The following is a 12,628-nucleotide window of genomic DNA, read 5'->3' as shown; positions in this document are numbered from 1 at the left end:
CCGTCCATCGGGGACGGGGCCGGACCTGACGAGGGGGCAATGATGAGCGATCCGATTCAGCCGTGGCCGCTGGTGAAGCAGGGCAGCGCGGGACATCCCGTGAAGACCCTGCAGTACCTGCTTCGTGCGCAGGGGCACCCCGTCGTGGTGGACGGCATCTTCGGGCCGAACACGAACGCCGCGGTTCGTTCGTTCCAGGCGGACAAGAGCCTCATCGTGGACGGCGTCGTCGGCGCCAACACGTGGACCGCCGTCTTCATCCGGGTGCTCTCGGGCAGCACCGGTGACGCCGTGCGCGGGGTCCAGGAGGAGTTCCAGTTCCGCAACCTGTCCGGCGACCCGAGCCAGGGTCCGCAGGTCGACGGCATCTTCGGCCCGGTGACGGACGCCGCGGTGCGCGGCTTCGAGAGCGCCCTCGGCCTCGCCGCCGACGGCAAGGTCGGCGCCGTCACCTGGCGAGCCCTGGTCAGCGGAATGCTCTCCTTCTGACCCACCCCGCGGCGCCGAGAAGTCGATTTCCGCCCGTAAGATCCGGTTCGGACGGGCGGAAATCGACTTCTCGGCGGTTGTTCTGTATCGGCCGCGCTCTACGCGGAGTGGTCGAGTCGCGGTACCGGCTGCGGTTCGCCGGGGCGGAGCACCGGGGTGTCGCCCCCGGGGAGAAGTTGCTTAAGGTCGCCTCCAACTCCTGACCTTCTTCATCTCCTCCAGTAGAGAGACAACGAGCCGACATCGTGCTTTGCGACTACCTCACGCCCAAAACCACCCTGTTCGCCGATGACGTCACGCAGTGGCGCGACGCCGTCGAACGGGTCGCCGCACCGCTGCTCGACAACGGCGCGATCACGCGCGACTACGTGGCGGCGATGATCGACTCGATCGCGGCCGGCGGCACGTACATCGACCTCGGCTTCGGCATCGCGCTCGCGCACTCTCGGCCCGAGGACGGCGTGGTCGCGACCGGTCTGTCGAGCCTGCGCGTGCGGCCGTCCGTGCTGCTCAACGACGACCCGTTGCACCCCATCGACCTGTTCATCTGCCTGGCCGCCGTCGACAACCAGGGTCATCTCGGCACGTTGATGGAGCTGGCCCGCCTGCTGATCGACGGCGAGCGCCGAACCCGCCTCCTCGCCGCGCGCACCACCGCCGAGATCTCGGCGGTCATCCAAGGAAGCGCGACCCCGGAATGAACCACGGCGTGGCCCGGCGAAGAACATCGACACGTGTCAGACCCAGCGCGGTCCCTGGTGCGCGCTGCGTCTGACACGTCCTGGAGCCCGGAGCGGACGGCCGGCTCTGGGCGGCTGGGATACTGGGGGAACGTAGCCGCCCCCGATCGCAGGCGGTGCCGCCCCCGCACCGACGGTGCACCGTCGGCGAGAATGGAGACCTGAATCTTCGTGTCGCTCCCGCTCCCGTACCCGGCGCCCCGCAGACTCCGCATGGTCGCGACCGACCTCGACGGAACGATCATTCCGCACGGCAGGACGATCTCGGCGCGCACCGCCGACGCCCTGCGGGCCTGCGAGGAGGCGGGCGTCGTGGTGGTCTACGTGACGGGCCGGCCGCCGCGCTGGCTCGAGCCGGTGGTCGCGGCGATGGCGCACTCGCGCGTCGCGATCTGCGCGAACGGGTCGATCACCGTGAACCTCGGGACCGACGCGATCGTCATGCTGCACCCGATCCCGAACGACGTCGTCCGGGAGGTCGCCCGGCGGCTGCGCGCGGTCGTGCCCGACATCGTCTTCGCGTTCGAGACCCCTGACTCGGTGTTCGTCGAGGCGGGGTACGAGGCGGCCCGCGGGCCTCGCGTGGAGGGGCTCGCGCCCCGGGCGCTCGAGCCGGGCGAGCAGCTGGAGGCGTCCACGATCGAGGAGCTCCTCGACGACCAGCCGATCATCAAGCTGGTCGCGTTCAGCCCCGGATCGACCCCCGACGCCCTGCTGGCCGCGGGCCGGATCCACGTCACGGACCTGGTCGCGCCCACCCACTCGAGCCCGGCGATCGCGCTGCTCGAGATGGGCCCGCTCGGCGTGACCAAGGCGTCGAGCCTGGGCGACCTCGCCGCGTCGTGGGGCATCGATCCCGCCGACGTGGTCACCTTCGGCGACATGCCGAACGACGTCGACATGCTCCGCTGGTCCGGCACCAGCTACGCGATGTCCGGCGGCCACCCCGACGCGATCGCCGCGGCGGACCACCTGGCGCCCCCCGCCGCGGACGACGGCGTCGCCCAGGTCCTCGACGACCTGCTGTCTCGACGGCCGGTTTTGGGAAGGATGTGAGCGCGGCGCGCTCACATCCTTCCCGATCTTCGGGTCCGCCGCCGAACCGAGCAGGATTCGAGAAGCGCAGGTCACCGAGCCGCAACTAGCCTGACGGTCATGGGCATCACCCGCGGGTGCCACCGTGGCGGAGCCCGCGCACGACGTCGGCGGCGGCCGCCTGGTGGCCACCGTGACCTTCCCCGACGGCAACGTCCCTCGGGCTGCTTCAGGACCCATGAACCGCCCGACCAAGGGAGACACGATGAGCACGGACACCAGGACGGACCCGCGGTCGCCTGCGCAGCACGTTGCCGACCGCCACGATCTGATCCGGGTCCAGGGTGCTCGCGTGAACAACCTCAAGGACATCAGCATCGAGATCCCGAAACGCCGGCTGACGGTGTTCACCGGTGTCTCGGGCTCGGGCAAGAGCTCGCTGGTGTTCGCCACGATCGCCGCGGAGTCGCAGCGGATGATCAACGAGACGTACAGCGCCTTCGTGCAGGGCTTCATGCCGACCCTCGCGCGACCGGACGTCGACGTGCTCGACGGGCTGACCACGGCGATCATCGTCGACCAGGAGCGGATGGGCGCCAACATCCGCTCCACCGTCGGCACCGCGACCGACGCCAACGCGATGCTGCGCATCCTGTTCAGCCGGCTCGGGCAGCCGCACATCGGCTCGGCCCAGGCGTTCTCCTTCAACGTCGCCTCGATCAGCGGAGCCGGCGCGGTGACCATCGAGCGGGGTGGCAGCACGACGAAGGAGCGGCGTAGCTTCAGCATTCTCGGCGGCATGTGTCCGCGCTGCGAGGGCCGGGGCTCGGTCACCGACTTCGACCTGACCCAGATGTTCGACGACAGCAAGTCGCTCAACGGGGGAGCGCTCACGATCCCCGGCTACAGCATGGACGGCTGGTGGGGCCGGATCTTCAGCCAGCTCTTCGACGCGGACAAGCCGATCGGCAAGTTCACCAAGCGGGAGCTCCATGACCTGCTGTACAAGGAGCCGACCAAGATCAAGGTCGAGGGCATCAACCTGACGTTCGAGGGTCTGATCCCGAGGATCCAGAAGTCATTCCTGTCCAAGGACGTCGAGGCGATGCAGCCGCACATCCGCGCCTTCGTGGAGCGCGTGGTGACGTTCACCGTCTGCCCCGACTGCGACGGCACCCGGCTCACCGCGGCCGCTCGATCCTCGAAGATCGCGGGGGTCAGCATCGCGGACGCCTGCGCCATGCAGATCAGCGATCTGGCCGCGTGGGTCGGCGGCCTGGACGAGCCGTCGGTGGCGCCGCTGCTGGGGGCGCTGCGGGCGTCCCTCGACTCGTTCGTCGAGATCGGGCTCGGCTACCTCAGCCTCGACCGCCAGTCGGGCACGCTGTCCGGCGGCGAGTCGCAGCGCGTGAAGATGATCCGCCACCTCGGGTCCTCGCTCACCGACGTCACCTACGTGTTCGACGAGCCGACCATCGGGCTGCACCCGCACGACATCCAGCGGATGAACGAGCTGCTGCTGGCGCTGCGCGACAAGGGCAACACGGTGCTGGTCGTGGAGCACAAGCCGGAGGCGATCGTGATCGCCGACCACGTCGTCGACCTCGGCCCCGGCGCCGGGACAGCGGGCGGCACCGTCTGCTTCGAGGGCACCGTCGAGGGGCTGCGGGCCAGCGGCACCCTCACCGGTCGTCACCTCGAGGACCGGGCCGCCGTCAAGAAGACGGTGCGGACGCCCACCGGCACCCTCGAGATCCGGGGCGCGAACGAGCACAACCTGCGCGACGTCGACGTCGACCTCCCGCTCGGGGTGCTCGTCGTCGTCACCGGCGTCGCCGGCTCCGGCAAGAGCTCGCTCGTGCACGGCTCGATCCCCGCCGGCGCGGGTGTGGTGTCGATCGACCAGGGCGCGATCAAGGGCTCCCGGCGGAGCAACCCCGCGACCTACACCGGGCTGCTCGACCCGATCCGCAAGGCGTTCGCCAAGGTCAACGGCGTGAAGCCGGCGCTGTTCAGTGCGAACTCCGAGGGCGCCTGCCCCGGCTGCAACGGCGCCGGCGTCATCTACACGGATCTGGCCATGATGGCGGGGGTCGCGACCACCTGCGAGGAGTGCGAGGGCCGGCGGTTCCAGGACTCGGTGCTGGAGTACCACCTCGGCGGCAAGGACATCAGCGAGGTGCTCGCGATGTCGGTGACCGAGGCCGAGGTGTTCTTCGGCGCGGGCGAGGCGCGCACGCCGGCGGCGCACGCCATCCTCGACCGGCTCGCCGACGTCGGGCTCGGCTACCTCAGCCTCGGCCAGCCGCTGCCGACGCTGTCCGGCGGCGAGCGGCAGCGGCTCAAGCTGGCCACCCACCTCGGCGAGAAGGGCGGCGTCCTGGTCCTCGACGAGCCGACCGCGGGCCTGCACCTGGCCGACGTCGAGCAGCTGCTCGGCCTGATCGACCGGCTCGTCGACTCCGGCAAGTCGGTGATCGTCATCGCGCACCACCAGGCGGTCATGGCGCACGCCGACTGGATCATCGACCTCGGCCCCGGCGCCGGTCACGACGGCGGGCGGATCGTCTTCGAGGGCACCCCCACCGACCTCGTCGCCGCCCGCTCCACCCTCACCGGCGAGCACCTGGCGGCGTACGTCGGCGCCTGAGGCGTCAGGCAGTCGGCGCGTTGGCATCGGCCGCCAGGGTGGCCAGGTCCTGCTCGGGGACGGGGAAGCCGGGGAAGCGGGCGAGCCGCACCAGCGGGATCGCGCGCATCATCTCCCCATGCTGCGCGTCGAAGAGCATGTCCGCCAGCTCGCCGGTGCCGAGCCGGGCGAGCAGCCGCGGTCCCGCGACCGGGTGGTCGAGCCAGGCCGAGACGGGGGAGTCCGGCGACAGCGGCGCGCGCAGGTCGTCACCCGTGAGGTGCACGACGGCGGTCAGCCGGACGTCGCGCGAGGAGGCCCCGACGCGGATCTGGAAGTCCCCGCCCTCGACGACCCAGCGGCCCAGCGGTGTGTGCCAGAACGAGAACGCGCGCGCGTCGAGCGTCAGGCTCACCCGCGTGGACGCGCCCGGCTCGAGGTGCACCTTCGTGAACGCCTTGAGCTCCTGCTCCGGGCGGAAGACCGAGCTCTCGGGGTCCGCGACATAGATCTGCACAGTCTCTCGACCGGCCACCGCGCCGGTGTTGGCGACCGTGAGCGAGACCTCGAGCGAGGGCGCCGCGCCGTCGTCGTGCACGGTCGTGGCGAGGTCGGAGTACTCGAAGGTCGTGTACGACAGGCCATGCCCGAACGGGTAGGCGACCTCGAGCGCGTGCGCGTCGTACCAGCGGTAGCCGATGAGCAGGCCCTCCCCGTAGCGGACCGTCCCGTGCTCACCGGGGAAAGCGCCGATCGTCGGGTTGTCGGCGTACTGCACCGGCACGGTCTCGGCGAGCTTGCCGGACGGGTTCACCGCGCCGAGCAGCAGGTCGACGACGGCACTGCCGCCCGCCTGGCCACCCAGCCAGCCCTCGAGCACGGCGCGCGCGTGGCGGCGCCACGGCGCGAGCGAGACGACGGACCCGTTGGACAGCACGACGACGACGTTCGGGTTGACCGCCGCGATCGCCGCCAGCAGGTCGACCTGCGGCGCCGGCAGGTCCAGGTGCGCACGGTCGTAGCCCTCGGACTCATGCGACGCGGGCAAGCCCGCGAAGAGCACCACGACCTCGGCGTCGCGCGCGTTCGCCACAGCCTGCGCGAGGAGCTTCGGGTCGGCCTCCTGCGCCTCCACCACGAACCCGGGCGCGAACGTGACCTCGCGGGATCCGTCCGTGGCCGCGCGCAACGCGGTCAGCGAGTCGTCCAGCCGCGTGGGCACGACCTGCGAGCTGCCGGCGCCCTGGTAGCGGGGCGTGCGGGCCGGCTCGCCGATCACCGCGATCGTCCCGCCGGTGCGCGGGTCGAGCGGCAGGATCGCGCCGTCGTTCTTGAGCAGGACGGCGCTCGCGGCCGCGGCCTCGCGCGCCAGGGCGTGGTGCGCGTCGACGTCGAACGTCTGGCCGGGCGCGAGCGCGGGCAGGGCCCGGTCGACCAGGCCGAGGACCCGGGTGACCCCCTGGTCGACGTCGGCCAGCGAGAGGGTGCCGGTGGCGACCGCGTCGAGGATCTTGCGCGCGCCGGCTCCGCTGGAGGACGGCATCTCCAGGTCGAGGCCCGCGTGCACGCCCGCCGCGCGCTCGTTGACGGCGCCCCAGTCCGAGACGACGACGCCGTCGTAGCCCCAGTCCCCGCGCAGCACGTCGGTGAGCAGCCAGCGGTTCTCCGAGGCGTACACGCCGTTGACCTTGTTGTACGAGCACATCACGGTCCACGGCTTGGCCGTGGTGACCACGCGCTCGAAGGCCGGCAGGTAGATCTCGCGCAGGGTGCGCTCGTCGACCTCCGCGGAGACGGACATCCGCTCGGTCTCCTGGTTGTTGGCCGCGAAGTGCTTGAGCGAGGTGCCCACGCCCCGGCTCTGGATGCCGCGCACGAGCGACGCGCCGAGCTCGCCGGCGAGCAGCGGGTCCTCGGAGAAGTACTCGAAGTTCCGCCCGCACAGCGGCGAGCGCTTCATGTTGACCCCCGGGCCGAGCAGGACGGCGACCTGCTGGGCACGGCACTCGTCGCCGAGCGCCGCGCCGACCCGGGTGAGCAGCTCGACGTCCCAGGTCGAGGCGAGCCCGGCCGCGGGCGGGAAGCAGGTGGCCGGCACGCTGTCCCCGATGCCGAGGTGGTCGCCCTCCTGGGCCTGCTTGCGCAGCCCGTGCGGCCCGTCGGTCACCATGACCGCCGGGATGCCGAGCCGCGGGACCGGCTCGGTGTGCCAGAAGTCGGACCCGTCCAGCAGGGCGGCCTTCTCCTCCAGCGTGAGGCTGGTGAGCAGGGTGGGGATGTCGAGGCGGGGGGAGCGGTCGAGCTGGGCGGTCATGCGCGGAACTCCTTCGGGTGCGGGTCATGACGGGTCGGGTCCGGACCGGTGCGTCGGTTGTTCGTGATCACCATGGTCCGTCGCTGTTGGCAGCCTAGCGGCAAACCCGACCGATCGGTAGGTATTGATCGACATAGGCTTCGCGGGAGACGCGACCACGGCTGTTGGGCGAGGAGGAGGATTCGTGACGATCGAGGTGCAGCGCGGCTACGCGAAGGGGCGGGCCAAGCGCAAGCAGATTCTCGAGGCGGCGATGGCACTGTTCGGCGAGGTCGGCTACCGCTCGGCGTCCCTGCGTGAGATCGCCGCGCGGTGCGGACTGTCCCACCCCGGGCTGTTGCACCACTTCGCGAGCAAGGAGCTGCTCCTCTCGGCGGTGCTCGAGCACCGCGACGCCGTCGACTCCGATCGGTATGCGCTCACGGCGGGTTCGGGGGTGGAGCAGCTCGGGCGCCTCGTCGACCTCGTCGCGCACAACGCCGAGGTGCCCGGGATCGTCGAGCTCTACGCGGCACTTTCCACCGAGGCCGTGGCGGCCGATCATCCGGCGCACGCCTTCTTCGTGCGTCGCTACGCCCAGAGCCGTGCCCGCATGACGAACTCGTTCACGCTCGCGGAGGCGCAAGGTGCGCTGCGCCCGGGCATTCGGCCGGAGCAAGCGGCCGTGGTGCTGATCGCGGTCATGGACGGGCTTCAGGTGCAGTGGCTGCTCGACCGGCGCTCCGTCGACATGGCCACGACGCTCCGCGCCCACCTCGCGGATCTGCTCACGGTGCCGCTTCCCGGTGCCACTGGCCCCCGAGCACCGACTCCGTCGGCCTGACGGCGACCGCGCGGCGTCGGTCCTGCACCGCGCGGACCAGCAGGAACGCGCTCACGAGCAGGATCCAGACCATGAAGGCGAGCGGGCCGACGAGCGAGAACGGCGCGACGACGACCGCGCCGAGCGAGACGACCGCGACGGCCAGGCCGACGTAGCCGACCCAGCGGGCAAGGAACCGCGTCCGGACGGCGAGGATCGACACCGCGAGGACCAGGAGTCCGCGGGGGACCGTCGCCAGGGCGCCGAACGTCTGCCCGAGACGATCGAGCGGATCGAGGGACAGCAGGACCTGGTTGCTGTATCCGGCGAGGCTGCCGTCGTCGTCGGCCAGCACGAGTGGGATCGCGGCGAGGGCCCCGGAGAGCCAGAACCAGACCGCCACCAGTGCCCCGGAGAGCCCGGCCAGATCGCTCAGCAAGCGGCCCGGGAACTCGGCGTCGCGCACGAGGGAGTGCAGGCCGACGACGAACAGCACCAGCGCGCCGAAGGCCACCGTCTGTGCCATCACGCCCCGGCCGATGAGGTCCAGGCTGTCCTCGAGATACCGGCGCAGGATCGAACCGTTCGCGCCCCCGCTGAGCTCGGACGGGGTTTCGAACCAATGCATTCCGACGACCGTGAGCCCGGCGCAGCCGGTGAGGATGGCGGCCCGTTGCGGTCGTTGCGGTGTGCGATTCTCGTCCGCGCTCACCATTCCCCCTCGAAGGTCGACCCGTTGGCTCGTTTCGAGGGTCGCGAGAGCCCGTTACCCGGGCGTTACGGGTGCGGGGATCGGTGTCGGGTCTCTGTGCGTCGCTCAGTGCATCGAACGTGCACCCCCAGCGCACTTTGGCTGCACTGAGCGCTGCACAGAGCCACATCGAGACGGTCGACCGCGAGACCGCGACCGAATACGCTCACCCGGTGTCGACTTCCGATCCGTCGTGAGCACGGCGCGTCAGCGAGAGTTAATGGCTTGGCTGGATCACGAGTTCGTGGTCGGCTTCCGGCATGACTCCCGATGCCGTCCTCGCGGCCTTTGACGCCCAGATCCGCCGGCACCCAGGGCCGAGCGGGCCGCACGAGGTCGTGGAGCGCGCCGACGGCGTGGTGCGGATCCTGTCCGCGGGGTGGGCGGGGGTGACCTGGTCGGACCTCGATGGCTCGACCGCCGACGCCGCCATCGCCGCGCAGGTCGACCGGTTCGCCGAGCTCGCGCGGCCGTGGGAGTGGAAGCACTACAGCTACGACGAGCCGTCCGACCTGGCCGCGCGACTCCTCGCAGCCAGCCTGGCCCCCGAGCCTGCCGAGGCGCTGATGGTCGCGGAGATCGCGGACCTCGCCCTGGACGTGTCGCCGCCGTCGGGCATCGAGCTGCTGGCGGTGACCGACGCGCGAGGGGTTGAGGCGCTGGTGCGCGTGCACGACGACGTCTTCGGCGGGGACCATTCCGAGCTGGGTGCGCAGGTGCTGGCCGCCCTCTCGCAGGACCCGCCCGGGGCCGCGGCCGTGATCGCCTCGTTCGAGGGGACCGCCGTCGCCGCCGGACGGGTGGAGTTCCGCGAGGGCACCGATTTCGCCAGCATCTGGGGCGGCGGAACCCTGCCGGCCTGGCGCCGGCGCGGCGTGTTCCGCTCGATGGTGGCGCACCGCGCAGCCCTCGCCGCGGCGCGCGGGTTCCGCTACCTGCAGGTCGACGCATCCCCGGACAGCCGGCCGATCCTGCGCAGGCTAGGTTTCGTGGAGCTCGCGACGACGACGCCGTTCGTGTTCCCCGGCTAGTCCGGGCCCGGGCAGCGGTTTCGTGGCCCCAGCGCCAGGGAGGATGTGCACTCGAGTTCGCCATTCCGACGCGAGTTCGCCGTTTCAGAACGGCGAACTCGAGGGCAAAATGACGAACTCGGCGGCTCGGCCGGGGCGCGCGGGCGAACAATGCCTGCCGCGTGGTGGTCCGATTAATTCGGACGGTGCTCAGCCGGCGAGGTGATGTCGACCGACCACCCCGCTCAAAGTGAGGAGATATGCCCTCGCCGCGACTCACGCTGCGCAGATGGGTGCCGATGGGTGGGACATGCGACTTCGTTGGCCATTTGCCGTTGCCCTCGCGGGGGTCTTGCTGGGCGCGACCTGGTACGGGGTGGCGTCCGCGGTGGTGCCCGTCGTGGTGGACGCCTACCAGAGCTACCAGGACGAGCGCACGTCGGCGGCGGAGGACGCGCGCTTTGAGGCAGTCTTGGAGCAGGCCCTGCCGGCTGCCGAGGCGCTGGCGACCATCACGCTGCCTGACGGGGTTGACGAGTGTGCGCCGGGCCTGGCTGTTTCCGTCACGGGTGGACTTTGCTGGCAGGGAAATGCGTCACCTGTCGCGACGGCTCGTGCGCTCGCTGCCAAGCTGAGGCGGATCGGCGCGACCGAGGTGACTCCTCGATGTGTCAGGCACCCGCGCGTCGGCGAGTTCTGCAGCGTCACAGCGCAACTGGAAGGGCAGGAGTTCAACGCATTCCTCGGCCCGAAGTGCTTCACGATCACGCCCGCTTGCACGGTCCGAGGCGTCTCTGTGAGCGGTGGCGTGGGCGTATTCAACACCGTGCCCAACCTTCCGCGGGGCACCCCGATCCCGCTGACGTCGCCTCGCTAGCTCGTACTCTCACCGCCGGACGAGGCCTCTGCGGGCGAGGCTCCACTGGACGAGGCCTCTCCGGACGAATCTTCACTGGGGCAGGCTCGCCCATCGCCGCGGCACACCGCGATCAGGTTGCGCTCCACGACGCCGAGCGCCTCGATGGTCGCCGCGCATCCGGCAGCGTCGAGCCCCCCCGTCGTGGCCTGCTCCAGCTGCTCCCAGATCTGCTCCACCGCGGTGCGCAGCGGCGCGCTCGCGGGGGTGGCTTCGATGATCGTGGAGCGCCGGTCGGTCGGGCTCGGGGTGCGCCGCACGAAGCCGGCTCGCTCGAGGCGCTGGACGGCCCGCGTCATGGTCGCGGCGTCCGAGTCCAGGAGCCGGACCAGGTCGGCCTGGCGCTGGGGGCCGGTGTCCCACAGGTGCATCATCAGGATCTCCTGGCCGGGGTAGAGCCCGACCTCCCGCAGCAGCTTGCCGGCCTGCTCGCGATGGAGCCGGGCGACCCGGAAGATCGCGTAGCTGACCGGTCCACCGGCGGCGGCCGTGGGCCCCGCCGGCACGTGGGTCGTCGGATCAGACATCGCGCCCTCCGTTCCTCGTGGGTACCTCGTGGAAACCGCCCAGTCTAGCCGCGTTGGTTGCTTGAGCAGCGAGAGCCCTTTTGAGCGTGTGAGCGGGTTGGACGGGAATGAGATCGTGTGATTGCCTGTTCGAGCAAGTAACGCTCGACACCGACCACCGAGGAGCCCCACATGAGCACAGCATTCGATCCCGTCACCGTCGGCGGCCGCACCCTGGCCAACCGCATCGTGATGTCGCCCATGACCCGCAGCCGTGCCTTCGGTCCGGGCGCCACCCCCACCGAGCTGATGGCGACGTACTACGCGCAGCGGGCCAGCGCCGGACTGATCATCACCGAGGGGATCCAGCCGTCGTTCGTCGGCCAGGGCTACCCCGACACGCCGGGCCTGCACAGCGAGGCGCAGGTGCAGGAGTGGGCGAAGATCACCGCCGCGGTCCACGAGAACGGCGGACTGATCTTCGCCCAGCTCATGCACTCCGGCCGGATCGGGCACTCGAGCCTGTACGCCGAGCCGATGAACCCCGTCGGCCCTTCGCCGGTCGCCGCCAAGGGCAGCTCGTACACCCATGACGGACCCAAGGACCTCCCGACTCCCCGCGAGCTGACCGCGGCGGACATCGCCGAGACGATCGCCGACTTCGTGTCCGCGGCACGCAACGCGATCGCCGCGGGCTTCGACGGCGTCGAGCTGCACGGAGCGAACGGCTACCTGCTGCACCAGTTCCTGTCCACGAACGCGAACCTGCGGGACGACGAGTGGGGCGGCTCGGTCGAGAGCCGCATCCGGCTGACCGTCGAGGTCGCCCGCGCCGTCGTCGATGCCATCGGTGCCGACCGCACGGGGCTGCGCATCTCTCCGGCGAACCCCATCAACGACATCGTCGAGGATGACTACCAGGCGACCTACCCAGCGCTGCTCGCGGCGCTCAACCCCCTGGGGCTGGCGTTCCTGCACGTCCTTGAGTCGGCCGACCTCGAGCTGACCGCGCAGCTCCGTGCGCAGTGGAACGGCACGTTCCTGCTGAACCCGGCCACCCCCGGTTCGTTCACCGGCCTGGACCAGCTGCGCCTGATCGAGGACGGCGCTGCCGACCTGCTGTCGTTCGGCGCGCTGTTCCTGGCGAACCCGGACCTGCCCGCCCGGCTCGCCGTCGGCGGACCGTTCAACGCGCCGGACTTCTCGACGGCGTTCGGCGGCGACGCCCACGGCTTCACCGACTACCCGACCTTGGACGAGGCCGCAGCGGCCTGAGCATAGCAGGCTTGCGACAGCGCAAGCCTGCTGGAAAGGGATGACCGTGCCACCCGCAGTCGACTACAACGCGCCCGTGATCGCGGAGTTCCGCGCGAATCACGGCCACGTCGGCGGCCGGTTCACCGGCGCGCCACTGCTGCTCCTGCACACGGTGGGAG

General features: G+C 70.9%; 11 protein-coding genes. 8 read left to right on the top strand and 3 right to left on the bottom strand.

What is annotated here, in order from left to right; genetic code table 11:
• Nucleotides 1-42: 42 nt before the first annotated feature.
• From VIM26_RS05680 to VIM26_RS05665, 4 genes are all read left to right on the top strand, one after another.
• Nucleotides 43-489 carry a peptidoglycan-binding protein gene (locus tag VIM26_RS05680; RefSeq protein ID WP_331949376.1) on the top strand — a complete coding sequence of 149 codons (447 nt, stop codon included), beginning with the start codon at nt 43-45 and terminating at the stop codon, nt 487-489.
• Between the two features lie 245 nt (nt 490-734).
• A complete protein-coding gene (locus VIM26_RS05675) occupies nt 735-1,190 on the top strand; it encodes a PTS sugar transporter subunit IIA (protein ID WP_331949375.1) in 456 nt (151 codons plus the stop codon).
• Between the two features lie 252 nt (nt 1,191-1,442).
• Nucleotides 1,443-2,285, top strand: coding sequence for an HAD family hydrolase (locus tag VIM26_RS05670; protein ID WP_331949374.1), 843 nt, complete (start codon nt 1,443-1,445; stop codon nt 2,283-2,285).
• Nucleotides 2,286-2,529: 244 nt separating this feature from the next.
• A complete protein-coding gene (locus tag VIM26_RS05665) occupies nt 2,530-4,914 on the top strand; it encodes an excinuclease ABC subunit UvrA (protein ID WP_331949392.1) in 2,385 nt (794 codons plus the stop codon).
• A 4-nt stretch (nt 4,915-4,918) separates the two neighbouring features.
• On the opposite strand, the gene VIM26_RS05660 is transcribed toward VIM26_RS05665, so the two are convergent.
• Nucleotides 4,919-7,207, bottom strand: coding sequence for a glycoside hydrolase family 3 C-terminal domain-containing protein (locus VIM26_RS05660; protein ID WP_331949373.1), 2,289 nt, complete (start codon nt 7,205-7,207; stop codon nt 4,919-4,921).
• A gap of 184 nt (nt 7,208-7,391) precedes the next feature.
• On the opposite strand from VIM26_RS05660, the gene VIM26_RS05655 reads away from it, so the two are divergent.
• Nucleotides 7,392-8,030 carry a TetR/AcrR family transcriptional regulator gene (locus VIM26_RS05655; RefSeq protein ID WP_331949372.1) on the top strand — a complete coding sequence of 213 codons (639 nt, stop codon included), beginning with the start codon at nt 7,392-7,394 and terminating at the stop codon, nt 8,028-8,030.
• Here VIM26_RS05655 and VIM26_RS05650 read toward each other — a convergent pair.
• Complete coding sequence (locus VIM26_RS05650; RefSeq protein WP_331949371.1) at nt 7,975-8,637, bottom strand: hypothetical protein; 663 nt, start codon at nt 8,635-8,637, stop codon at nt 7,975-7,977. The two genes, VIM26_RS05655 and VIM26_RS05650, sit on opposite strands and share 56 nt — an antisense overlap.
• Nucleotides 8,638-9,020: 383 nt before the next feature.
• Between VIM26_RS05650 and VIM26_RS05645 the strand changes: the two genes are divergently transcribed.
• Nucleotides 9,021-9,791: a GNAT family N-acetyltransferase gene (locus VIM26_RS05645; RefSeq protein ID WP_331949370.1), complete on the top strand. Its 771-nt coding sequence runs from the start codon at nt 9,021-9,023 to the stop codon at nt 9,789-9,791.
• A 268-nt stretch (nt 9,792-10,059) separates the two neighbouring features.
• Nucleotides 10,060-10,647 (top strand): hypothetical protein, encoded by a 588-nt coding sequence (locus VIM26_RS05640; protein WP_331949369.1) that lies wholly within the window; start codon nt 10,060-10,062, stop codon nt 10,645-10,647.
• On the opposite strand, the gene VIM26_RS05635 is transcribed toward VIM26_RS05640, so the two are convergent.
• The gene (locus tag VIM26_RS05635; RefSeq protein WP_331949368.1) at nt 10,644-11,213 is read right to left on the bottom strand and encodes a MarR family winged helix-turn-helix transcriptional regulator; all 570 of its coding nucleotides are present in this window, start codon (nt 11,211-11,213) and stop codon (nt 10,644-10,646) included. The genes VIM26_RS05640 and VIM26_RS05635 overlap by 4 nt on opposite strands.
• Before the next feature lie 171 nt (nt 11,214-11,384).
• Between VIM26_RS05635 and VIM26_RS05630 the strand changes: the two genes are divergently transcribed.
• Nucleotides 11,385-12,467 (top strand): alkene reductase, encoded by a 1,083-nt coding sequence (locus VIM26_RS05630; protein ID WP_331949367.1) that lies wholly within the window; start codon nt 11,385-11,387, stop codon nt 12,465-12,467.
• Nucleotides 12,468-12,628 lie beyond the last annotated feature (161 nt).

Source organism: Pengzhenrongella sp. (genome assembly GCF_036565025.1).
GTDB lineage: Bacteria > Actinomycetota > Actinomycetes > Actinomycetales > Cellulomonadaceae > Pengzhenrongella.
Note: the sequence above shows the minus strand (reverse complement) of the source record. Positions and strands in the feature narration are given on the sequence as shown.